The sequence below is a fragment of the Streptomyces sp. NPDC097981 genome (assembly GCF_040302565.1).
Classification (GTDB): Bacteria; Actinomycetota; Actinomycetes; order Streptomycetales; family Streptomycetaceae; genus Streptomyces.
Genome location: NZ_JBEORW010000005.1, coordinates 244,781 through 266,899 on the forward strand (window position 1 = coordinate 244,781; position 22,119 = coordinate 266,899).

Below are 22,119 nucleotides of genomic sequence, written 5' to 3' on the forward strand. Positions count from 1 at the left end.
GGGCGGCTCAGCTCTTGTACACGAGCCGCTCCGGCGGGATCCGCTCGGTGCCGACCACGCTCGTGCGCCGGTCCACCTCGACGACCAGCCCGTCCACGTCCGCCAATGGCGAGAGGTCCGGCGTTCCGAGGCATTCGCGCAGGACGAGCAGCCGTAGCCCGGGCAGCTCGGTCAGCGGCTCCAGCGTCCCCTCGAACGCGCACCTGATCAGCACGAGTTCGGTCAGGTGCTGGTACGGCACGAGAGCCGCGACCGACACGGATGAGGCGTGCCGGATCTGCAGCGAGCCGAGCCCCGGGAGCGGGAGCGAGCGGACCAGCTGCCGGTACTGCAGGCTGCCCGCGATCGTCAGGTCCTTCACCCCCGGCCACCGCTCGATCCCGTCGAGGGTCATCCTGCGGACGCCCTGCCACAGGGCCAGGGACGTCAGCCCCTCGGCCGCCGGGACGTCCCCGATCCACCGCTGCGCCGGCTCGAACCCGATGACCAGGGACTTGAGCCCGTCGACCGCCGCCAGCGGGGCCAGCGAGAGCCCCTCCCGGAGGTAGCCGAAGGCGAGGCTGTCCGCCGCCAGCCCCGCGACCGCCTCGATGTCCGCGACCTCCGGGCAGTCCAGCACGCCGAGGTGCCGCAGCGTCGGATGCCCGGCCAGTGGTGCGAGATCGGTCAGGGTCGGATTGCGGTGGATGACCAGCCACTCCAGATCCCGCCGCCCGGAGATCTCCGGCGGGACGGCGCCGTTCCACGTGAGGTGGACCCGCTGTATGTGCGGCATCCGGCCGAGCACGGCCAGCTGCTCCTGCGTGCGGACGTGCAGGTGCCCGACGCGTACTGGGGCGTCGGCCAGGACCGCGTCCGCGTACGCGTCGGTGGGGAACCGCCCCCAGGAGTCGGACAGCTCGTGGACCACCTCGTAGCGGTCGTCCCTGCGGAAACCGGCGATGACCTGGAGCGCCCGCTCCCCGCCGACCAGCGCGGCCGTACGGATGACGGCGGCGGCCTGCTGCTCGTCCAGGCCCGCCGGGCCGGGCAGCAGTTCCAGGACCAGCTCGCCCGCCTTGGCCAGCTCCTCGGCCTGCCCCACGGAGTGCGGCGGCAGCAGGTGCGCCGTACGCGCCTCCACCTCGTGCCAGACCGCGGGGTCCAGTTCCGGTGCGTGCTCCAGGCAGGCCGCGGCCAGCAGGACCAGCCGGCTGTGGTCCCGCTTGACCTTGTCGGCCCGCCGCAGCAGCTGCCGGAGCAGGCGCGCGCGCTCCTCGGGGCGGGCGTGCCCGACCGCCATGCGGACCACGTCCTCCCACGCGTCCTCGTGGGCGTTGCCCACCAGCACGCCGAAGTCCCGTGCCTCCACGGCCGCCTTGGCCCCCAGGTAGTCCTGGAAGGTGCGGTGCACGAAGTGGACCGACCCGGGCACCGGCTCCCGGAGCAGCCCGCTGCGGATCAGCAGGTGCCGGAACACCTGCTCGGCGCCGGCCTGCGCCCGTACCTGGGGCATGGCGCCGAGCCACTCGGCCACCATCTCCTCCGCCTCCGTGCAGGACGCCTCCACCTGGCCGTTGCGGATGAGCCAGTACGCGAGCCGCTGGAGCAGCAGGGTCTGCTCGTCCCTGCTGAGGTACACCCCCTCGACGCCGGAGATGTCCCGCTCGGTGTCCCGTCGTACCAGGAGCATGTCGAGGGCGGCGTCGTACAGCTCCTTGCGTGCCCTCGGCAGGTGCATGCGGCGGTCCCGGTTCAGGGCGCACAGCAGGGCGCACATGAGGGGGTTCGAGGCCAGCCATCCGAGGTCGCGGCGGGCACCGACGGACTGGATCAGCGACTTCTCGTACCGGTCCAGGCTGTCCCGCTCCTCCGCGGAGCCACACTCCGCGCGGGCGGAGTCGTGCCAGTGCGTGATGAACGCGCTGACGTCGGCACGCTCCATCGGCAGCAGCGAGATGAGGGAGAAGGCCTGCCCGGTCAGCCAGTCCTCCGGGACCGCCGACGGGCGGGTGGTCACCACGTAGCGGGCCCGGGGATAGGCCGCGAGCAGGGATCTGAGCCACTCCTCCGTGCGGCTGCGGAGCCTGGACGGCACTTCGTCGACGCCGTCGACGAGGACGAGCGCCCGCCCTTCGGACAGCAGGTTCTCGACCCATCCGTCCGGTGCCCGCAGCGGCACGCCCGAGGAGCGCAGCCAGTTCTCCGGCATCGGCAGGCCCTCGGGCGAGTTGAACGAGCGCAGCCGCAGGACGAAGGGGACCAGTGTGTTCCAGCGGCGCAGGCCGGGTTTGAAGCTGCGTCGGGCCGCGTTCAGGGCCAGCCACTGCACCAGGGTGCTCTTGCCCGAACCTGCCGGGCCGCGCAGCAGGACGCGCTCGGAGTTGCCCAACGCCAGTTCGGTCTTCATCGCCGAGTGGCGGCCCGGCTCCTCCAGCAGCTGATCGCCCGTCACCGCCAGGCTGATGTACGCCAGGTCCAGCGGCCACTCCTGGCGGGTCTGGCCGAAGGTCAGGCCGAACAGCTGGAGGCGGCTGTGGGTCTCGGCGACGTAGCGCGCGTACTGCTCCTCGAACGCGTAGGCCGCACCGTCCTCGCGTTCCTTCAGCCGCTCCACGGCGCGCGTCAGCTCGCCGGTGCGGCGGATCAGTTCCACCTCCGCGCGGGCCCCGAAGCCCGGCAGGGTCGTCGTGTACTCCACCGCGTGCGCGCAGCACAGCGCGACCAGGTCGCGGTAGACGGACTCGGCCGCCTCGCTCAGGGCCGCGCCGCGCGGCGGCAGCAGCATCGCCGCCAGGGCCGCCGGGTCCAGGTCCGCCGCGAAGAGGGTCTGCGCGTCGAGCGTCCCCAGTGCGGCGAACGCATCGCCCACCGCGTCGACCACCGCCAGGCGCTCGTGTTCCGGCAGGCGGCCCGAGACCTCGCCCAGGCGCGCGGCCAGTACGCGGGCCAGCCGGCGGACCTCCGGCTCGCCCAGTTCCTCCGGGCGTTGCCAGCGGGCCGCCGGATGCGCCGGGTCCACCGCCAGTCCCGCCCCCGGTGTCCGCCCCAGCAGGGACTTCACCAGCGCCCCCGCCGCCGTTCCCGCCACCTTCAAAAGGACCGTCTCGAAGCCCGTCATCCCCTGCCCTCCCCCTGGCCCGGCCATCATCGCGCGAACCGCCGGTAACCCCGATGGATACCGATCGGTAACAACCTCTGGCGGAGCCCTCGAACCCGCTCTATGGTGCGGACATGCCGAACCTGCCCGATGTCGTGCTGTGGTCCATACCCGCCTTCGTGCTGCTCACCGTCATCGAGGTGGTGAGCTACCGTCTCCATCCCGACGAGGACGCCGCCGGCTACGACACCAAGGACGCGGTCACGAGCGTCGCCATGGGGCTCGGCAGCATCGGTTTCGACCTGCTCTGGAAGATCCCGGTCGTCGCGGTCTTCACGGCGGTCTACGAACTGACCCCGCTGCGCGTGCCGTTCCTGTGGTGGACCGCCCTGCTGATGCTGCTCGCCCAGGACTTCCTCTACTACTGGCAGCACCGGCTCCACCACGTCATCCGCATCCTGTGGGCCTGCCACGTGGTCCACCACAGCAGCCGCCGGTTCAACCTCACCACCGCCCTGCGCCAGCCCTGGACCAGCGCGACCACGTGGTGGTTCTACCTGCCGATGGTCGCCCTCGGCGTGCACCCGGCCGCGATCCCGTTCTGCTACGGGATCAACCTGCTCTACCAGTTCTGGGTCCACACCGAGCGCATCGGGAAGCTGCCGCGCGCCTACGAGTTCGTCTTCAACACCCCCTCCCACCACCGCGTCCACCACGCCTCGCAGGGCGGCTACCTGGACCGCAACTTCGGCGGCATCCTGATCGTCTGGGACCGGATGTTCGGCTCGTGGGTGGGGGAGACCGACAAGCCCGTCTACGGGCTCACCAAGAACATCAGCACGCACAACCCGCTGCGGGTCGCCACCCACGAGTACGCAGCCATCGCCCGCGACGTCCGTGCCGCCGGCAGCTGGCGCGAGCGCGCCGGCCGCGTCTTCCGCGGTCCCGGCTGGCAGCCCGCGCAGCCCGCCCCCGCTCCCGCTGCCGAGACCTCCGCTGCCGAGACCGCCGGGCCCGCCAAGGTGTCGGAGCAGGCCGCGTGAGCGCCACCGAGTCCCGTACGCCCTCGTGGGCCCGCCCGGCGGCGGCCGCCGCAGACGGGACCGCCGGCCGGATCCTGCTCGGCGCCTTCGCCGCCGTCACCGCCCTCGACCTCGGCTCGCTGCTGGCCGGCTGGCACCTCGGGCACGTCCTCGCGAAGCCGCTGCTGATGCCGCTGCTCGTCGCGTACGCCTGCTTCCACGGACGCGGGGGTACCCGCCGGGCCCCCCGGCTGCTGATCGCGGCACTGCTGTTCGGGTGGGGCGGGGACCTGGCCCTGCTCTCCGACGCCGAGCCCGCCTTCCTCGTCGGCATGGGCTCCTTCGCCGCCGGGCATGTCTGCTACCTCGTGCTCTTCGGCCGGGGCAGGACGAGCCCCGCGCTCGGAGGCGTGTACGCCCTCGCGCTCGTCGGGACCGTCGCGCTGCTGTGGACGGACCTGCCCGCCGCCCTGCGGATCCCCGTCGCCGGCTACAGCCTGCTGCTCACCGCCATGGCCTACCGCTCCAGTGCCCTCGGCCGGGCGGCGGGAGCCGGCGGGGCCCTGTTCCTGCTCTCCGACACGCTGATCGCCACCGGGGTCGCCGAGTGGCCGCAGCTGCCCCGCCCGGACTTCTGGATCATGGCCACGTACGTCGCGGCCCAGTACCTGCTGGCCGTGGGCACGATCGCCACCATGCAGGCGTACCGTAGGGAAGTCATACAAGACTGAACCAACCCTTCGGAGGGCTGCACCACCATGCGCGCCACCGTCATCCACGCCCCGCACGACATCCGGGTGGAGGAGGTGCCCGACGCTGCGATCCAGCGCCCCGAGGACGCCGTCGTCCGCGTCCTGCGCGCCTGTATCTGCGGCAGCGACCTGTGGGCCTACCGCGGCGAGGCCGAACGCCAGCCCGGCCAGCGCATCGGCCACGAGTTCCTCGGCATCGTCGAGGAGACCGGCCCGGCCGTGTCCGGCCTGAAGGCCGGCGACCTCGTCGTCGCGCCCTTCATGTGGTCCGACGGCAGCTGCCACTACTGCTCCGAGCACCTGTACACCTCATGCGTGGACGGCGGCTTCTGGGGCTCGGTCGGCCACGACGGCGGCCAGGGCGAGGCAGTCCGCGTCCCGCACGCCGACGGCACCCTCGTGAAGCTGCCCGCCGACGCGGCCTCCGACGACAGCCTGCTGACCGGGCTGCTCGCCCTGTCCGACGTCATGGGCACCGGGCACCACGCCGCGCTGGGCGCGGGCGTGCGCAAGGGCTCCACCGTGGCCGTCGTCGGCGACGGAGCGGTCGGCCTGTGCGGCGTCCTCGCCGCCAAGCGCCTCGGCGCCGAGCGGATCATAGCCCTGGGCCGGCACACGGCCCGTACGGACATCGCCAAGCTCTTCGGGGCCACCGACGTCGTCGCCGAGCGCGGCGAGGCCGCCGAGGCGGCCGTACGCGAGCTCACCCGCGGGCAGGGCGCGCACGCCGTCATCGAGGCGGTGGGCACCGAGCAGTCCATGCGCACCGCCGTGAACATCACCCGCGACGGCGGGGCCGTCGGCTACGTCGGCGTCCCGCACGGCAGCGGCACCGGCCTCGACCTCGGCGTGATGTTCGACCGCAACATAACCCTGCGCGGTGGCGTCGCCCCGGTACGCGCGTACATCCCGGAGCTGCTGGAGGACGTGCTGAGCGGCGCGATCGACCCGGCGCCCGTCTTCGACCGGGCCGTGTCCCTGGACGAGGTCCCGGACGGGTACCGCGCGATGGACGACCGCAGCGCGCTGAAGGTGCTGATCAAGCCCTGACGGGCCGGGAACGACCGCAGGGGCCGGCCGGGGAACGATCCCCGGCCGGCCCCTGCGCGCATACCGGCGCGTATCCGCGGGTGAGCGGCTACTTCACGGCCTTCAGCGCGTCCACCACGCCGTAGCCGTAGTAGCCGGTCTGGCCCCACTTGCTCTGGCAGGTGGTGGCGTCGACCAGCGCGCCCGTGCCGTCGTAGACCTTCTCCGGGCAGGCAGCCTTCGTGGCCTGGGCCTTCAGCATGGCCTGGAGCTGCGCGGGCGTGGCCGTCGGGTGCGCGCTCTTGAGCAGCGCCGCCACGCCCGCCACGTGCGGTCCGGCCATCGAGGTGCCCTGCTTGTAGCCGTAGCCGCCGCCCGGCAGGGTCGACAGCACGCGGCCGTTGGCGTCCGGCGTGGCCGGAACCTGCCACTTGTCGCCACCGGGAGCGGCGACGTCGACGACGCCCAGGCCGAAGCTGGAGTAGTACGACTTGAAGCCCTGGTCACCGGTCGCGCTCACCGTGACGACACCCGGCAGCTGGGTGGGAATGTCCAGGCAGACGTGCGGGTCGATCGTGCGCGTGACCGGGGTGCCGTCGTCCGGGCTCGTGGCGTCGGTGATCGCGTTCGATGCCAGGTCGTGGTTCGAGTTGCCGGCCGAGGCCACGCTGAGCACGCCCTTGCGCTCGGCGTACTTGGTCGCCCGGCCGAGGGCCTCCACCAGCGCCTTCTGGTCGTCGTCCGCCTTGCAGTTGTAGAGCCAGGGGTCGACGTAGTAGCTGTTGTTGGTCACCTCGATCCCCTTCTCGGCGGCGAACATGAAGCCGCAGACGACCGCCTCGGTGAAGAACAGGCTGGTGCCCGGCTCGCTCACCTTGATCGCGGCGACCTTCACGCCCGGCGCGACACCGGCGATGCCGACGCCGTTGCGCGCGGCCGCGATGGTCCCGGCCACGTGCGTGCCGTGGTCGCTGCCGTCGGCGTACGGGCGCCACGCACCCTCGGTGGTGTCCGCGACGCCGCCGACGCAGTTGGCCGACTGGCCCTTGGAGAAGTTCGCGGCGAGGTCCGGGTGGGTGTCGTCGACGCCCGTGTCGATGACGCCCACCGTCACGTCCGGGCTGCCATCGTTGATCTTGTGCGCCTGATCGGCCTTGATCGCCCGCAGGTCCCACTGGTTGGGCTCCAGCGGCTCCTGACCGTCCGTGGCGGTGGCCGCCGCCTTGGCGGCGTCCGCCGCGCTCAGCTTCTGCGTCGTGCCCTCCTCGGTGGTCTGCACCGTCTTGAGGGGGGCCGTCCGGGTGGCGCCGACCGACACGAACAGGCCGCGCTGGGCGCGCAGCTGCTTGGCGAAGTCCGGGTTCTGGGAGTGTGCGACGACGACCCCGATCTGCTCATAGGACGTCACCACCGTTCCGCCGGCCCGCTCGATGGCCTTCTTCGCGGCGTTCACCGTGGCGTACGTGTTCAGGTTCGCGACGTACGAGAGCTTCGGGCCCGTGGTGTCGGGCTTCGCCGCGGTCGCCGCACCCGACGTGTTGCCCAGCGGGGCCGCGGAGGCCGCGACCGAGGGCAGGAAGGCGAGCGAGGCGGTGAGCGCCAGGCCGATCGGTACGGCGACACGCCGACGACCGGATCCCAGATGAGCCATGGGTTCTCCACATCATCCGTGAAAGAAGCCGTCCGCGCGTGGTCGCGCAGGACGACGGGTTCATGACACGTGAACCTAGTGCCGCCGTTCGTCTTTCCGCCATTGGTTCGAGGAATCAGTTTTCAAAGAATCGGCGGGTGTTGAACCGTCCCGACGCGCCGGCCGTGCCGTTGTCCGGGGGGATTCAGCGCCACCGTCCCCCCACACGGAGGTTGTTTTGTCCGTCGTCCCCACCGCACCCGCGTCACAAGGAGAGCCCCCCGTGACCACCGAAGCAGCGCCGCCGCACGGCAGCGCGGGAACACCCACGGCGAGCCCCACGGCCGAAGAGTTCGGCGCCGTCCAGCAGAGCGCCGAATTCGCCGAACTGCGCAGTTCCTACCGCTCCTTCGCGTTCCCGCTCACCGTGGCCTTCATCGCCTGGTACCTGCTCTACGTCCTGCTGTCCAACTATGCCGGCGGCTTCATGGGGACCAAGCTCTTCGGCAACATCAACGTCGCCCTCGTGCTCGGCCTCGCCCAGTTCGCGACGACGTTCCTCATCGCGTGGCTGTACTCCCGGCACGCCGCCGCCAAGCTCGACCCCAAGGCCGCGGCCATCAAGGCGCGGATGGAGGCCGGCGAATGAGCGACACCCTCCGCCTCGCGGCGAACACCGCCGCTGGGGCCACCGAGCACCGGCCGCTGATCATCACCCTGTTCGGGCTCTTCGTCGTCGCCACCCTCGTCATCACGATCTGGGCCGGCCGCCAGACCAAGGACGCCGCGGACTTCTACGCGGGCGGCCGCCAGTTCACCGGCTTCCAGAACGGCCTGGCCATCTCCGGCGACTACATGTCCGCCGCGTCCTTCCTCGGCATCGCGGGCGCCATCGCGCTCTTCGGCTACGACGGCTTCCTCTACTCCATCGGCTTCCTCGTGGCCTGGCTGGTCGCCCTGCTGCTCGTCGCCGAGCCGCTGCGCAACTCCGGCCGCTACACGATGGGCGACGTCCTCGCGTTCCGGATGCGCCAGCGGCCCGTCCGCACCGCCGCCGGCACTTCGACCATCGTGGTCTCGATCTTCTACCTGCTCGCCCAGATGGCCGGCGCGGGCGTGCTCGTCTCGCTGCTCCTCGGCATCACCAGCGACTCAGGCAAGGTCGCCGTCGTCGCGCTGGTCGGCGTCCTGATGATCCTCTACGTCACCATCGGCGGGATGAAGGGCACCACGTGGGTGCAGATGATCAAGGCCGTCCTGCTCATCGCGGGCGCCCTGCTCATCACCTTCCTGGTGCTGCTGAAGTTCAACTTCAACATCTCCGACCTGCTGGGCAAGGCGGCCGAGAACAGCGGCCGGGGCGCCAAGTTCCTGGAGCCCGGCCTCAAGTACGGCAAGGACGCCACGACGAAGCTGGACTTCGTCTCGCTCGGCATCGCGCTGGTCCTCGGCACCGCCGGCCTGCCGCACATCCTGATCCGCTTCTACACGGTCCCCACGGCCAAGGCCGCCCGCAAGTCCGTGAACTGGGCCATCGGCATCATCGGCGCCTTCTACCTGATGACCATCGCCCTCGGATTCGGCGCCGCGGCCCTGCTCAAGCGCACCGACATCATCGCTTCGAACAAAGCCGGCAACACCGCGGCCCCGCTCGTCGCCCAGGAACTCGGCGGCGGCGCGGGCTCCACGGGCGGCGCGGTCCTGCTCGCCGTGATCTCCGCGGTCGCGTTCGCCACCATCCTCGCGGTGGTGGCCGGGCTCACCCTCGCCTCCTCTTCCTCCTTCGCCCACGACCTGTACGTGAACGTGATCCGCAAGGGCAACGCGACCGAGCAGGAGGAGGTCCGGGCGGCCCGCTGGTCCACCGTCGTCATCGGCGCCGTCGCCATCGGCCTGGGGGCCCTGGCCCGCGACCTCAACGTCGCCGGCCTCGTCGCCCTCGCCTTCGCGGTCGCCGCCTCCGCCAACCTGCCGACCATCCTCTACAGCCTGTTCTGGAAGCGGTTCACCACCCGGGGCGCCCTCTGGTCGATCTACGGCGGCCTGGTCTCCTCGGTCGTCCTGGTCCTCTTCTCCCCGGTCGTCTCCGGCAAGCCGACCTCGATGTTCAAGGACGCCGACTTCTACTGGTTCCCCCTGGAGAACCCGGGCATCGTCTCGATCCCGCTCGGCTTCCTGCTGGGCTGGCTGGGAACCGTCCTGTCCAAGGAGGAGGCCGACCCCCGGAAGTTCGCGGAACTGGAGGTCCGCTCCCTTACCGGAACCGGGGCTCACTGAAATACTCCATACGCGCAGCGTGGCCGCGTCGTACTTCTCTACGACACGGCCACGGCGTGTCTCGTTCATTCGGGCATCCCTACGAGTCACGGCCGTCGCGTAGGCTCGATTAAGGCGCCGGGCGTTTATTCAAAACGGCGCAAACCTCTACGAACCGGACAGGGGAGGGGGCTCGAAATGCTTCTCGACACCTACGGCCGTGTGGCCACTGACCTGCGCGTCTCGCTCACCGACCGGTGCAATCTACGCTGCACGTACTGCATGCCCGAGGAGGGTCTGCAGTGGCTCGGGAAATCGGACCTGCTGAGCGATGAAGAGATCGTCCGGCTGATCCGGATAGCCGTCACGCAGCTGGGGATCGCCGAGGTCCGCTTCACCGGCGGCGAGCCGCTGCTCCGCCCCGGCCTGGTCGGGATCGTCGAGCAGTGCGCGGCGCTGGACCCCCGCCCCAGGATGTCCCTGACCACCAACGGCATCGGCCTCAAGCGCACCGCCCAGGCGCTCAAGGCCGCCGGCCTGGACCGGGTAAACGTTTCGCTGGACACCCTGCGGCCCGAGGTCTTCAAGACCCTCACCCGGCGTGACCGGCACCACGACGTCATCGACGGCATGGCCGCCGCCCGCGACGCCGGCCTGACCCCCGTCAAGGTCAACGCCGTCCTGATGCCGGGTCTCAACGACGACGAGGCCCCCGACCTGCTCGCCTGGGCCGTGGAGAACGAGTACGAGCTCCGCTTCATCGAGCAGATGCCGCTCGACGCCCAGCACGGCTGGAAGCGCGACGGAATGATCACCGCCGGTGACATCCTCACATCGCTGCGCACCCGTTTCACGCTCACCGAGGAAGGGGCCGAGGAGCGCGGATCCGCCCCGGCCGAGCGCTGGCTGGTCGATGGCGGCCCGGCCACCGTCGGTGTGATCGCCTCGGTGACCCGGCCCTTCTGCGGCGCCTGCGACCGCACCCGGCTCACGGCGGACGGCCAGATCCGTACGTGCCTGTTCGCCACCGAGGAGTCGGACCTGCGCGCAGCCCTGCGCTCCGGCGCCCCGGACGAGGAGATCGCCCGCCTCTGGAAGGTGGCGATGTGGGGCAAGAAGGCCGGGTCCGGCCTCGACGACCCGTCCTTCCTGCAGCCCGACCGCCCGATGTCCGCGATCGGCGGCTAAAAGCGCTCGCGCTCCGAGCCCTCCGGCTGCACCCACTCGTCGAGCTTCACGACGTCCTTGAGGAAGCCGCGGACCCCCAGGAAGCGGGAGAGGTGTTCGCGGTGCTCCTCGCACGCCAGCCAGGTCTTGCGGCGCTCGGGCGTGTGCAGCTTCGGGTTGTTCCACGCCAGGACCCAGACGGCCGCGTCGCGGCAGCCCTTGGCCGAGCAAGTGGGCGCTTCGGCGCCGGCGGAGGAGTGGACGGAGTCGGGAGAGTCAGGGGAGTTCACGCCTCAACCCTACAAACCCGCGTCACGGAAAGGCGACGCCGAGCAGCCACGGGGGGAGCTGCCCGGCGTCGGTCCGTCGCTCCGACGGGGGATGCGGAGCGCGTAGGCAGTATGTCACGCAGGACCCGGTGCGGTGCACCGGAACTTCATGATTGATCTGAGCTTTTCTTGAGGTTTCCCGTGTCCAGTGCCGGACGCACAGGTGACGGGATGAAATGCGAGGGCAGCGAGGGGGTCGACTCGCGCCCCGCATTGGCGATGACCACGGCCACGTACGGCAGCAGCCCGCCCGCGATGAGCGTCACGATCGCCACATGGCGTTCCACGTTCCACAGGATCACCGTGGCCAGGACCGACAGCGTCCTGATCGACATGGAGATGACGTACCGGCGCTGGCGTCCCCGTACGTCCTCGTCGAGGCCCAGCCGAGCTCCGGTGATCCGGAAGACCTCGGCCCCGTTCCGCTTCTTCCGCTCCACGCTCCACCGCCCGATCCGCCGAGCCGGACGTTCCCCGGTCCGGACCCTCCCACCGTACGCCGCCCCTCCCGCGACGAGGAGAGGGGGTGTCCTGTGAACGGGACTGTCCGAAATGCGCAGTACGCCGTACGGGTCGAAACTGGCCCCACACGCGTACGACGCGCCACGAGGAGGCTCGACATGCAATGGTTGTGGGCGATCATCGTCGGTTTCGTGCTGGGCCTCATAGCCCGGGCGATCCTGCCGGGCAAGCAGCATCAGCCCCTGTGGCTGACCACCCTCTTCGGCATGGCCGGTGCCATCCTCGGCAACGCCGTCGCGGGGTGGATCGGCGTCGCGCACACCGGGGGCATCGACTGGACCCGGCACCTGCTCCAGCTCGCCGGGGCCGTCCTCATCGTGGCCCTCGGCGACATGGTCTACATGTCCCTCCGGGGCGGCAAGAAGCAGATGACCTGAGGGCGGCATGCCGGAGGGGCCGGCCGGACGTTCGTCCGGACCGGCCCCTCCGCCGCGCTCACTACGCGCCCGTGACCTCGACCGCCGCCAGGTTCTTCTTGCCGCGGCGCAGCACCAGCCAGCGCCCGTGCAGCAGGTCCTCCTCGGCGGGGACCGCGTCCTCGGCGGTGACCTTCACGTTGTTCACGTAGGCGCCGCCCTCCTTCACGGTCCGGCGACCGGCCGACTTGCTCGCCACCAGCCCGGTCTCCGCGAACAGGTCCACCACCGGGCCGAGCTCGGCGACCCGGGCGTGCGGCAGCTCGGACAGGGCCGCGGCCAGCGTGGCCCCGTCCAGGTCCGCCAGCTCGCCCTGGCCGAACAGCGCCTTCGACGCGGCGATCACGGCCGCGCACTGGTCGGCCCCGTGCACCAGGGTGGTCAGCTCCTCCGCCAGTGCCCGCTGGGCGGCGCGCGCCTGCGGTCGCTCGGCGGTCTGTGCCTCCAGCTCCTCCAACTCCTCGCGGGACTTGAAGGACAGGATCCGCATGTAGGTGGAGATGTCCCGGTCGTCCACGTTCAGCCAGAACTGGTAGAACGCGTACGGCGTGGTCATCTCCGGGTCCAGCCAGACGGACCCGCTCTCGGACTTGCCGAACTTCGTGCCGTCCGCCTTGACCATCAGCGGGGTCGCCAGCGCGTGCACCTGCGCCTGCGGCTCCAGGCGGTGGATCAGGTCGAGACCGGCCGTGAGGTTCCCCCACTGGTCGGACCCGCCCTGCTGGAGGGTGCAGCCGTAGCGCCGGTACAGCTCCAGGAAGTCCATGCCCTGGAGCAGCTGATAGCTGAACTCGGTGTAGCTGATGCCCTGGTCGGACTCCAGCCGCCTGGCGACCGAGTCCTTCGTCAGCATCTTGTTGACGCGGAAGTGCTTGCCGATGTCCCGGAGGAACTCGATGGCGGACATGCCCGCCGTCCAGTCCAGGTTGTTCACCATGACCGCGGCGTTCTCGCCCTCGAAGGAGAGGTACGGCTCGATCTGGCCGCGCAGCCGGTTCACCCAGTTGGCGATGGTCTCCGGGTCGTTCAGGGTCCGCTCGGCGGTCGGCCGCGGGTCCCCGATCTGCCCGGTGGCCCCGCCGACCAGCGCCAGCGGCCGGTGCCCGGCCTGCTGGAGCCGGCGTACGGTCAGCACCTGCACGAGATGCCCCACGTGCAGCGAGGCCGCCGTCGGGTCGAAGCCGCAATAGAAGGTGACAGGACCGTCCGCGAACGCCTTTCGCAGCGCTTCTTCGTCGGTGGACTGGGCGAAGAGCCCACGCCACTTCAGTTCGTCGACGATGTCCGTCACGGTCTCTCGACTCCTTCGGATGATGGAACTGCGTTACGCCAAGGATTCAGTCTAGGTGGATCAGACGCCCTTGCTGACCGAGCTCATGTTGAAGTCCGGGATTCGCAGCGCGGGCATCGCGGCCCGGGTGAACCAGTCGCTCCACTCGCGCGGCAGGGTCTTCTCGGTGCGGCCCGCCTCCGAGGCCCGCGAGAGCAGGTTCACCGGCGATTCGTTGAACCGGAAGTTGTTCACCTCCCCGACGACCCGGCCGTTCTCCACCAGGTAGACGCCGTCCCGGGTCAGGCCCGTCAGCAGCAGCGTCGCCGGGTCCACCTCGCGGATGTACCAGAGGCAGGTCAGCAGCAGACCCCGCTCGGTGCCGGCCACCATCTCCTCCAGCGACTTGTCGCCGCCGCCGTCGAGGATCAGGTTCCCGAAGCCGGGCGCGACCGGCATCCCGGTCATCGCCGCGGTGTGCCGGGTCGTGGTCAGCCGGGCCAGCTCGCCCTCCCGGATCCACTCGGTCGCCGGGACCGGGAGCCCGTTGTCGAAGACCGAGGCGTCGTCACCCGAGCTGTGCGCGATCACGAACGGCGCGGACTCCAGGCCCGGCGCGTTCGGGTCGCTGCGCAGGGTCAGCGGCAGCTCGGAGAGCTTCTCGCCGAGCCGGGTGCCGCCGCCGGGCTTGGAGAAGACCGTCCGGCCCTCCACGGCGTCCCGGGCCGCGGCGGACCACATCTGGTAGATCAGCAGGTCGGCCACCGCGGTCGGCGGCAGCAGCGTCTCGTACCGGCCCGCGGGCAGGTCGATCTTCCGCTCCGCCCAGCCCAGGCGTACGGCCAGCTCCGCGTCCAGCGCGGTCGGGTCCACGTCCTTGAAGTCCCGGGTGGAGCGGCCGGCCCAGGCCGAGAGCAACCGGCCATCGGCAGTGGCAGCGGACTTGGCGTTGAGCTCCAGGGTGCCCTTCGGCTGGTCGTGGCGCAGCCGCAGCCCGGTCGAGGTGCCGACGTACGTGGAGACCAGCTCGTGGTTGGCGAAGCCGTACAGCTCCCGGCCGCCCGCGCGGGCCCGGGCGAAGGCCTCGCCGAGGGCCGGGGCGAAGTCTGCGAACACCGTCGAGGAGGTCTCGGCCGGAGCGTCCGCGAAGTCCGGCGAGGACGGGGTCCCGGTGACGAGCGGCCGGGCGTCCTCGGCGGGGTCGGCGCCGCGTGCGGCGGCCTCGGCGGCCCGGACCAGCGGCTCCAGGTCCCCGGCGGTCACGGCGGAGCGTGAGACGACCCCCGAGGCCGTGCCCTCCTTGCCGTCGACCGTGGCGATGACCGTCAGCGTCCGGCCGCGGGTGACGCCGTTCGTGGTGAGCGCGTTGCCCGCCCAGCGCAGGTTCGCCGTCGACTCCTCGTCGGCGATGACGACACAGCCGTCGGCGGTGGACAGTTCGAGGGCCCGCTCGACGATCTCGTGGGGCTTCGTGTGGTTCGAGGGCATCAGCGACCGGCCTCCTGGGTCGTGTTCAGGATGTTCACGTCGCGGAACAGTGCGGACGGGCAGCCGTGCGAGACCGACGCGACCTGGCCCGGCTGGGCCTTGCCGCAGTTGAAGGCGCCGCCCAGCACGTACGTCTGCGGCCCGCCGACCTTCTCCATCGAGCCCCAGAAGTCGGTGGTCGTGGCCTGGTAGGCGACGTCGCGCAGCTGCCCGGCCAGCTTGCCGTTCTCGATGCGGAAGAACCGCTGCCCGGTGAACTGGAAGTTGTAGCGCTGCATGTCGATCGACCAGGAGCGGTCGCCGACGACGTAGATGCCGCGCTCCACCCCGCCGATCAGGTCCTCGGTGGACAGCCCGCCCGGATCCGGCCGGAGCGAGACGTTCGCCATCCGCTGGACGGGCACGTGCCCGGGGGAGTCGGCGAAGGCGCAGCCGTTGGAGCGGCCGAGGCCGGTGAGCTTCGCGATCCGCCGGTCCAGCTGGTAGCCGACCAGGGTGCCGTCCTTGACCAGGTCCCAGCTCTGGGCCCGGACGCCCTCGTCGTCGAAGCCGACGGTGGCGAGCCCGTGCTCGGCGGTGCGGTCACCGGTCACGTTCATGATCGAGGAGCCGTACTTGAGCGTGCCCAGCTGGTCGAACGTGGCGAAGGAGGTCCCCGCGTACGCCGCCTCGTAGCCCAGCGCCCGGTCGAGCTCGGTGGCGTGACCGATGGACTCGTGGATGGTGAGCCACAGGTTGGACGGGTCCACGACCAGGTCGTAGCGCCCGGCCTCGACGCTCGGCGCCCGCATCTTCTCGGCGAGCAGGCCGGGGATCTGCTCCAGCTCGGAATCCCAGTCCCAGCCGGTGCCGGTCAGGTACTCCCAGCCGCGCCCGGCCGGCGGGGCGATGGTGCGCATCGAGTCGAACTCGCCCGTGGTGGCGTCCACGGCGACCGCGGTGAGCTGCGGGTGGATCCGTACCCGCTGCTGCGTGGTCATGGTGCCCGCGGTGTCGGCGTAGAACTTGTTCTCGTGCACGGCGAGCAGCGAGGCGTCCACGTGCGCGACCCCCTCGGCGGCCAGCAGCCGGGAACTCCAGTCGGCCAGCAGGGCCGCCTTCTCTGCGTCCGGCACCTCGAACGGGTTCACGTCGTACGCGGAGATCCACGTCTTGTCGGCGTGCACCGGCTCGTCGGCGAGCTCGACCCGCTCGTTCGAACCGGCGGCCTTGATGACCTGGGCGGAGAGCTTCGCCATGGCCACGGCCTGCGAGGCCACCTTGGCGGCGCCGTCCATGGTCAGGTCCACGCCCGAGGCGAACCCCCAGCTGCCCCCGTGCACCACACGGACCGCGTACCCGAGGTCGGTGGTGTCGGAACCGCCGGAGGGCTTGGCGTCCCGGAGCCGCCAAGAGGCGCTGCGGATCCGCTCAAGCCGGAAGTCGGCATGGTCGCAGCCCAGCGCGCGGGCCCGGGCGAGCGCCGCGTCGGCGAGCGCCCGCAAGGGCAGCGCGGTGAAGGCCGCGTCGATGGAATGGGGCACGGAAGTCCTCCCGGGGTCGGGGCCGGTCGCCTCGATCATGTCGCGCTCGGGGCGCCTGTGCCTACATCTTTCTGTAGGGACTCGACAGAGCCCGTCGCAAGGCCCTGTGGGAGATCGATTCTCCGCCCGGGGGTACTGGCCTATAGGTTTTTGGTACTCAGACCGCTAGTCGAAAGGGTGATCCGTTGAGCCGCTCGGTTCTCGTCACCGGAGGAAACCGGGGCATCGGCCTCGCCATCGCCCGAGCCTTCGTACAGGCCGGCGACAAGGTCGCGATCACGTACCGGTCGGGTGAGCCCCCACAGGAGCTCACCGCGCTCGGCGTCCTGGCGGTCCGCTGCGACATCACCGACTCCGAGCAGGTGGAGCAGGCCTACAAGGAGATCGAGGACACGCACGGCGCGGTCGAGGTGCTGGTGGCCAACGCCGGCATCACCAAGGACACGCTGCTGATGCGCATGTCCGAGGACGACTTCGCGTCCGTCGTCGACACCAACCTCACCGGCACCTTCCGTGTGGTCAAGCGCGCGAACCGTGGCATGCTCCGTGCCAAGAAGGGCCGCGTCGTCCTGATCTCCTCGGTCGTCGGGCTCCTGGGCTCCGCGGGCCAGGCCAACTACGCCGCCTCCAAGGCCGCGCTGGTCGGCTTCGCCCGCTCGCTCGCCCGTGAGCTCGGCTCCCGCAACATCACCTTCAACGTGGTGGCCCCCGGTTTCGTGGACACCGACATGACGAAGGTGCTCACCGACGAGCAGCGTGCGGGCATCGTGGGCCAGGTGCCCCTGGGCCGCTACGCGCAGCCCGAGGAGATCGCGGCAGCCGTGAGCTTCCTGGCGTCCGACGACGCCGCGTACATCACAGGAGCCGTCATTCCCGTTGACGGCGGATTGGGCATGGGTCACTGATCACCATGAGCGGAATTCTCGACGGCAAGCGCATCCTCATCACCGGGGTGCTGATGGAGTCGTCCATCGCCTTCCACGCCGCCAGGCTGGCCCAGGAGCAGGGCGCCGAGGTCATCCTCACCGCGTGGCCGCGCCCGACGCTGACCGAGCGCATCGCCAAGAAGCTGCCCAAGCCGGTCAAGGTGATCGAGCTCGACGTCACCAACGACGAGCACCTGGCCCGCCTGGAAGGCCTCGTCCGCGATGAGCTCGGCGGCCTCGACGGTGTCCTGCACTCCATCGGCTTCGCGCCGCAGGACGCCCTGGGCGGCAACTTCCTGAACACCCCGTTCGAGTCGGTCGCGACCGCCATGCACGTCTCGGCGTTCTCGCTGAAGTCGCTGACCATGGCGTGCAAGCCGCTGTTCCCGGCTGAAGGTGCGGCCGTCGTCGGTCTCACCTTCGACGCGCAGTTCGCCTGGCCGCAGTACGACTGGATGGGCCCGGCCAAGGCCGCGCTGGAGGCCACCAGCCGCTACCTCGCCCGTGACCTGGGCAAGGAGAACATCCGCTGCAACCTGGTCTCGGCCGGTCCGCTCGGCTCGATGGCCGCGAAGTCCATCCCGGGCTTCTCGGACCTGGCGGACGTCTGGAACTCCCGCTCCATGCTGGAGTGGGACATGAGCGACCCGGAGCCGACGGGCAAGGCCATCGTGGCCCTGCTGTCGGACTGGTTCCCGAAGACCACCGGCGAGATCGTCCACGTGGACGGCGGCCTGCACGCAATGGGTGCCTGACCGGGGCCCGGCACATCACGGTACGTCCGTACGGCGGCGGCCGCGTCTCCCTTCCAGGGGGCGCGGCCGCCGCCGTTCGTGCCGGTGGGCGCGGGGACCGCGGCCGTGCGCCCGATCGGATTCCCGCCCGCGGACCGGATCTTCCCGAGTCGAAAACCGGGACATATGCCTGCAAACTGGGCGAGTCGGGATCTTCCCGGCTCCTGCGGGGAGGAGGTACGGGAGTGCGCGCGAGGCGGAGCCGAGCGGTATCGCTGGTCACCTCGGTGGTCCTGACCGGATTCCTGGTTCTGGGGGCCGTCGCGCAGCCCGGCGCGGGCGACCCGGCAGCCGGGCCCGGGGCGGCGGCCCCTGCCGTCATCGACCCCGCCGTCGCGGAACGCACCGCCGTGGACCCCGCTGCCGTGGCCCCCGCCGTCGTGGACCTCGGCGAGATCCCCGCGGAGCCGCCCGTACGGCCCGCGCCGCCCGCCGCCCCCCAGCTGTTCGGCGCCGACTGCGACACGGTGATCGAGGGCTCGCAGGTGACCGCGACCTGCCACAACGGCTTTCCGGAGACCGACCTCCTGCGTCTGCACGTGGAATGCGACCGCTGGTGGGACCTGGACACGGACAGCACCGCCGTCGCCCTGGGACCGGCCGGCCGGGTCGCGCTCACCAGCCGCTGCTGGAAGGAAGTCCGCTCGGCCTGGGTCACCCACCAGCGGCCGTGACGCGGCCGGCCCGCCGCGCTACGCCCTGCCGAGGCACGCGAACGGGTAGCCCGCCGCCTCCGCCGCCGCCGAGTCCCCGTCGCCGCGCCGGATCGCCTCGATCAGCCGGGCGTGGTCCAGGTGCGCCGCCGGATCCAGCTCCGTGCCCACGTCCGCGCGCAGCCAGTCCGCCACCAGGTCGCCGAGGTCCGCGTACAGCTCGATGAGCACCTCGTTGTGCGAGGCCGCCACCACTGCCATGTGCAGTGCCACGTCCGCCGCCACGAACCGCTCCGCCTCCCCGCTCGCCCACGCCTCCTCGCGCCGCGCCAGCAGCGCGTCCAGCTGCCCCAGGTCCCGCTCGGTGCGCCGCTGGGCCGCCAGCCGGGCCGCGGAGGACTCCAGCGTCGAGCGGAGCTCCGCGATGTGCCGCGGGTCGGCGCCCGCGAAGCGGCGGTGCATCACCCCGGCCAGCTCGCTCGTCGCGATGACGTACGTTCCCGAGCCCTGCCGGATGTCCAGCAGCCCGTTGTGCGCGAGGGCCCGGACGGCCTCCCGGACGGTGTTGCGGGCGACGCCCAGCAGCTCCACCAGCTCCGGCTCGGTGGGGATGCGGGCTCCGACCGGCCATTCGCCGGAGGTGATCTGGTTCCTGATCTGGGCGATCACCTGATCGACCAGTGCGGATCGCCGGGGCGAGGTCAGCGGCATGCGGGCGGGGTCCTCTCCGAAGTCCAGTCCGGGGGGTGACAACCAATCATCCCATGATTCTATGATGGTGTAATGCCCGACGAAGAAATCCAGACCCTGAACCGGCCCCGGGCCGCGCGCGCGGTACCCGTGCAGTCCCCCTCCGCAGCTCCCGCGAGCCCGCAACCCGCCTGGCTCGGCCCGGTCCTCATCGTCGGCATCGTGCTGGCCGCCCTCAACCTGCGGCCCGCCATCACCAGCCTCGGCGCCCTCTTCGAGGAGGTCCGCACGGGCCTCGGCATGAGCGGAACCGTCGCCGGACTGATCACCTCCGTCCCCGCCCTCTGCTTCGCCGTCTTCGGCGTCACCGCGCCCCGGCTCTCCCGCCGCTTCGGCCCGGCCGCCGTGGTCTGCGCCGGCATGGCCGCCGTCGCCGCCGGACTGCTGATCCGCCCCCTCACCGACAACGCAGCCGGGTTCCTCGCCGCCAGCGCCCTGTCCCTGGCGGGCATAGCCCTGACCAACGTGCTGCTCCCGGTCATCGTCAAGCGCTGGTTCCCGGACCGCGTGGGCACCATGACCGGCCTGTACTCCATGGCCCTGGCCCTCGGCACCTCGCTCGCCGCCGCCGTGACCGTCCCGATGACCTCCGCCCTCGGCGGCAGCTGGCGTACGGGCCTGCTGGTGTGGGCCGTGCTCGCGGTGGCCGCCGTACTGCCGTGGCTGCCCGTCACGGCGTCCGTCCGGCGGGAGAAGCGGGCCGCCGCCGAGCCGGCCCCGAACGCAGGGGCGGACACGGGACCGAAGATCGTCCGCAGCCGCACCGCCTGGGCGCTGGCCTGCTACTTCGGCCTCCAGGCCACCGGCGCGTACATCACCATGGGCTGGCTGCCGCAGATCTTCCGCGACGCCGGGGTCTCCGCCTCCACCGCCGGCATCCTGCTCGCCGTCACCATGGTCATGGGCGTCCCGCTCGCCTTCGTCATCCCCAACCTGGCCGGCCGGATGAGGAACCAGGGCGCCATCGCCGCCACCCTCGGCGCCTTCGGCCTGGTCGGATACGGCGGCCTCTGCTTCGCCCCCGCCGCCGGCGCCTGGGCCTGGGCGCTCCTGCTCGGCATCTCCAACTGCGCCTTCCCCCTCGTCATCACGCTGATCGGGCTGCGCGCCAAGTCCCCGGCTGGCGTCGTCAAGCTGTCCGCCTTCGCCCAGAGCGTCGGCTACCTCATCTCCATCCCCGGACCGCTCCTCATCGGCGCCCTCTACCAGCACAGCGGCGGCTGGGACCTGCCGCTCACCCTCATGGCGAGCCTGCTGATCCCGCAGATCGCGCTGGGCGTCCTGGCCGGCCGGGACCGCACGATCGAGGACGAATGCGGCATGCGAGACTGAGCGGCATGTCGCCCGTACTCGAACCGAACCCGCAGAACAGTCACAAGAAGCTCGGCATGGTGCTCGGCGCGATGCTCGTCGTGACCGTGATCATCTCCGTCATCGCCACCGTCGTCTCCCCCTGACACGAGCCCGGAACCGGCCACTTCGGCCGGTTCGGGCCATGGTGGGTGGGGCTACCCCCACCAACCCTTAGGGGGTCAGGTTCAGGGTCGACTGGGGTGTGCCCCGGATGGGCGGCGCGTCTTCGGATCCATAGATTCGAAGAGAGCGAGCCAGTCCCACCCCGCGTACCCACGGAGGCGGCCATGTCGGCCCCCACGCACACTCCCGGTCCCCGAGTCCACGGCGCGAGCGCCCGGCTGCACTGGTGGGCGCTGGCCCTCCCCGCGCTCGCCTTCTGCCTCCTGCTGCTGCTCCTCGCCGGCTCCGGCGAGGCCCATGCCGCCTCCGGAGAGGCCTCCGCGATCCTCCAGATCACCGAGCAGATCCTGCGCGTGGTCGGCTGACCGGGCGAGCGGCCGCGCCCTTCAACACCCTGCGCTCCGTGGCCCGATCCATGCGAAGCTGGGAGCCATGAGCGCCGACACACCCCGCAGGATCGTCCTCCTCCGGCACGCCAAGGCAGACTGGCCCGAGGTGGCCGACCACGACCGACCGCTGGCGGAACGCGGCCGCAAGGACGCACCGGCCGTCGGGCTGAAGCTGGCCGAGACCGGCATCGCCTTCGACCTGGCCCTCTGCTCCACCGCCGCCCGTACCCGTGAGACCTGGAAGCTCGCCGTCCAGGAGATGCCGCACCGGCCGCGGACCTCGTACGAGGAACGGCTGTACGACGCCTCGCCGGGCGAGATCATCGCCCTCCTGAACGAGACGTCCGACGAGGTCAAGGACCTCCTCGTCATCGGTCACAACCCGGGCATGCACGCCGTCGCCGACGCCCTGGCCGGGCGCGCGGAGGGCGACGCCCTGGCCCGTATGACCCGCACCGGGTTCCCGACCGCGGCGTTCGCCGTCGTCTCCTTCACCGGTTCCTGGAAGTCCGTGGAGCACGGGGTGGGCACGCTGCTGGACTACTGGACGCCCGAGGACCACTGACGACGCGTCCGAGGCGTGGGAGGACGTACGAGGACGGGCCCCGGCGCGGTTGTTCCGCCGGGGCCCGTCCTCGTACGCGGGGC

General features: G+C 71.2%; 22 protein-coding genes. 14 read left to right on the plus strand and 8 right to left on the minus strand.

The annotated features are described in order from the left end of the window. Positions 1-7: 7 nt before the first annotated feature. The gene (locus ABTY04_RS07435; protein ID WP_352212368.1) at positions 8-3,100 is read right to left on the minus strand and encodes an NACHT domain-containing protein; all 3,093 of its coding nucleotides are present in this window, start codon (positions 3,098-3,100) and stop codon (positions 8-10) included. Positions 3,101-3,213: 113 nt separating this feature from the next. Here ABTY04_RS07435 and ABTY04_RS07440 point away from each other — a divergent pair, with 113 nt between their 5' ends. From ABTY04_RS07440 to ABTY04_RS07450, 3 genes are read left to right on the plus strand one after another with little or no spacing between them, the layout of a single operon-like run. Then, a complete protein-coding gene (locus ABTY04_RS07440; RefSeq protein WP_352212369.1) occupies positions 3,214-4,122 on the plus strand; it encodes a sterol desaturase family protein in 909 nt (302 codons plus the stop codon). Further along, on the plus strand, positions 4,119-4,832 hold the full coding sequence (locus tag ABTY04_RS07445; RefSeq protein ID WP_502996571.1) for a lysoplasmalogenase: 714 nt from the start codon (positions 4,119-4,121) through the stop codon (positions 4,830-4,832). The genes ABTY04_RS07440 and ABTY04_RS07445 overlap by 4 nt, the downstream gene beginning before the upstream one ends. Positions 4,833-4,859: 27 nt before the next feature. Continuing rightward, positions 4,860-5,903 (plus strand): zinc-dependent alcohol dehydrogenase family protein, encoded by a 1,044-nt coding sequence (locus ABTY04_RS07450; protein ID WP_352212370.1) that lies wholly within the window; start codon positions 4,860-4,862, stop codon positions 5,901-5,903. An 88-nt stretch (positions 5,904-5,991) separates the two neighbouring features. On the opposite strand, the gene ABTY04_RS07455 is transcribed toward ABTY04_RS07450, so the two are convergent. Continuing rightward, positions 5,992-7,533 (minus strand): S8 family peptidase, encoded by a 1,542-nt coding sequence (locus ABTY04_RS07455; RefSeq protein ID WP_352212371.1) that lies wholly within the window; start codon positions 7,531-7,533, stop codon positions 5,992-5,994. 262 nt (positions 7,534-7,795) lie between these two features. Between ABTY04_RS07455 and ABTY04_RS07460 the strand changes: the two genes are divergently transcribed. The 3 genes from ABTY04_RS07460 (at position 7,796) to moaA (ending at position 10,956) form a co-directional block, all read left to right on the plus strand. Continuing rightward, the gene (locus tag ABTY04_RS07460; RefSeq protein WP_352212372.1) at positions 7,796-8,161 is read left to right on the plus strand and encodes a DUF485 domain-containing protein; all 366 of its coding nucleotides are present in this window, start codon (positions 7,796-7,798) and stop codon (positions 8,159-8,161) included. Beyond that, complete coding sequence (locus ABTY04_RS07465) at positions 8,158-9,789, plus strand: monocarboxylic acid transporter (protein WP_352212373.1); 1,632 nt, start codon at positions 8,158-8,160, stop codon at positions 9,787-9,789. The genes ABTY04_RS07460 and ABTY04_RS07465 overlap by 4 nt, the downstream gene beginning before the upstream one ends. Before the next feature lie 177 nt (positions 9,790-9,966). After that, positions 9,967-10,956, plus strand: coding sequence for a GTP 3',8-cyclase MoaA (moaA, locus tag ABTY04_RS07470; protein WP_352212374.1), 990 nt, complete (start codon positions 9,967-9,969; stop codon positions 10,954-10,956). Here the strand turns inward: moaA and ABTY04_RS07475 are convergent. Next, on the minus strand, positions 10,953-11,225 hold the full coding sequence (locus ABTY04_RS07475; protein WP_352212375.1) for a hypothetical protein: 273 nt from the start codon (positions 11,223-11,225) through the stop codon (positions 10,953-10,955). The two genes, moaA and ABTY04_RS07475, sit on opposite strands and share 4 nt — an antisense overlap. Positions 11,226-11,371: 146 nt before the next feature. Beyond that, positions 11,372-11,704 carry a DUF3099 domain-containing protein gene (locus tag ABTY04_RS07480; protein ID WP_352212376.1) on the minus strand — a complete coding sequence of 111 codons (333 nt, stop codon included), beginning with the start codon at positions 11,702-11,704 and terminating at the stop codon, positions 11,372-11,374. A 180-nt stretch (positions 11,705-11,884) separates the two neighbouring features. Here ABTY04_RS07480 and ABTY04_RS07485 point away from each other — a divergent pair, with 180 nt between their 5' ends. Beyond that, a complete protein-coding gene (locus tag ABTY04_RS07485) occupies positions 11,885-12,163 on the plus strand; it encodes a GlsB/YeaQ/YmgE family stress response membrane protein (protein WP_352212377.1) in 279 nt (92 codons plus the stop codon). A 61-nt stretch (positions 12,164-12,224) separates the two neighbouring features. Here the strand turns inward: ABTY04_RS07485 and tyrS are convergent, their stop codons facing one another. The 3 genes from tyrS to ABTY04_RS07500 are packed head-to-tail and all read right to left on the minus strand — an operon-like array spanning position 12,225 to position 16,483. Continuing rightward, entirely contained in the window at positions 12,225-13,493 is a 1,269-nt protein-coding gene (gene tyrS, locus ABTY04_RS07490; RefSeq protein WP_352212378.1) for a tyrosine--tRNA ligase, read from the minus strand. A gap of 60 nt (positions 13,494-13,553) precedes the next feature. Next, positions 13,554-14,960, minus strand: coding sequence for a metallopeptidase TldD-related protein (locus tag ABTY04_RS07495; protein ID WP_352212379.1), 1,407 nt, complete (start codon positions 14,958-14,960; stop codon positions 13,554-13,556). Next, positions 14,960-16,483 carry a TldD/PmbA family protein gene (locus ABTY04_RS07500; protein WP_352212380.1) on the minus strand — a complete coding sequence of 508 codons (1,524 nt, stop codon included), beginning with the start codon at positions 16,481-16,483 and terminating at the stop codon, positions 14,960-14,962. The genes ABTY04_RS07495 and ABTY04_RS07500 overlap by 1 nt, the downstream gene beginning before the upstream one ends. A gap of 185 nt (positions 16,484-16,668) precedes the next feature. Here ABTY04_RS07500 and fabG point away from each other — a divergent pair, with 185 nt between their 5' ends. From fabG to ABTY04_RS07515, 3 genes are all read left to right on the plus strand, one after another. Further along, positions 16,669-17,388: a 3-oxoacyl-[acyl-carrier-protein] reductase gene (fabG, locus tag ABTY04_RS07505; protein ID WP_352212381.1), complete on the plus strand. Its 720-nt coding sequence runs from the start codon at positions 16,669-16,671 to the stop codon at positions 17,386-17,388. Positions 17,389-17,393: 5 nt separating this feature from the next. Then, on the plus strand, positions 17,394-18,164 hold the full coding sequence (gene fabI / locus ABTY04_RS07510) for an enoyl-ACP reductase FabI (RefSeq protein ID WP_030300577.1): 771 nt from the start codon (positions 17,394-17,396) through the stop codon (positions 18,162-18,164). Between the two features lie 224 nt (positions 18,165-18,388). Beyond that, positions 18,389-18,877, plus strand: a complete 489-nt coding sequence (locus tag ABTY04_RS07515; RefSeq protein ID WP_352212382.1) for a hypothetical protein — start codon at positions 18,389-18,391, stop codon at positions 18,875-18,877. An 18-nt stretch (positions 18,878-18,895) separates the two neighbouring features. On the opposite strand, the gene ABTY04_RS07520 is transcribed toward ABTY04_RS07515, so the two are convergent. Then, positions 18,896-19,567, minus strand: coding sequence for a FadR/GntR family transcriptional regulator (locus ABTY04_RS07520; protein ID WP_352212420.1), 672 nt, complete (start codon positions 19,565-19,567; stop codon positions 18,896-18,898). A gap of 72 nt (positions 19,568-19,639) precedes the next feature. Here ABTY04_RS07520 and ABTY04_RS07525 point away from each other — a divergent pair, with 72 nt between their 5' ends. From ABTY04_RS07525 to ABTY04_RS07540, 4 genes are all read left to right on the plus strand, one after another. Then, positions 19,640-20,938, plus strand: a complete 1,299-nt coding sequence (locus ABTY04_RS07525; protein WP_352212383.1) for a CynX/NimT family MFS transporter — start codon at positions 19,640-19,642, stop codon at positions 20,936-20,938. A 5-nt stretch (positions 20,939-20,943) separates the two neighbouring features. Next, positions 20,944-21,063: an SGM_5486 family transporter-associated protein gene (locus ABTY04_RS07530; RefSeq protein ID WP_267882186.1), complete on the plus strand. Its 120-nt coding sequence runs from the start codon at positions 20,944-20,946 to the stop codon at positions 21,061-21,063. Positions 21,064-21,246: 183 nt separating this feature from the next. Then, on the plus strand, positions 21,247-21,447 hold the full coding sequence (locus ABTY04_RS07535; RefSeq protein ID WP_352212384.1) for a hypothetical protein: 201 nt from the start codon (positions 21,247-21,249) through the stop codon (positions 21,445-21,447). A 67-nt stretch (positions 21,448-21,514) separates the two neighbouring features. Continuing rightward, positions 21,515-22,036 (plus strand): SixA phosphatase family protein, encoded by a 522-nt coding sequence (locus tag ABTY04_RS07540; protein ID WP_352212385.1) that lies wholly within the window; start codon positions 21,515-21,517, stop codon positions 22,034-22,036. The last annotated feature ends 83 nt before the right edge of the window (positions 22,037-22,119 follow it).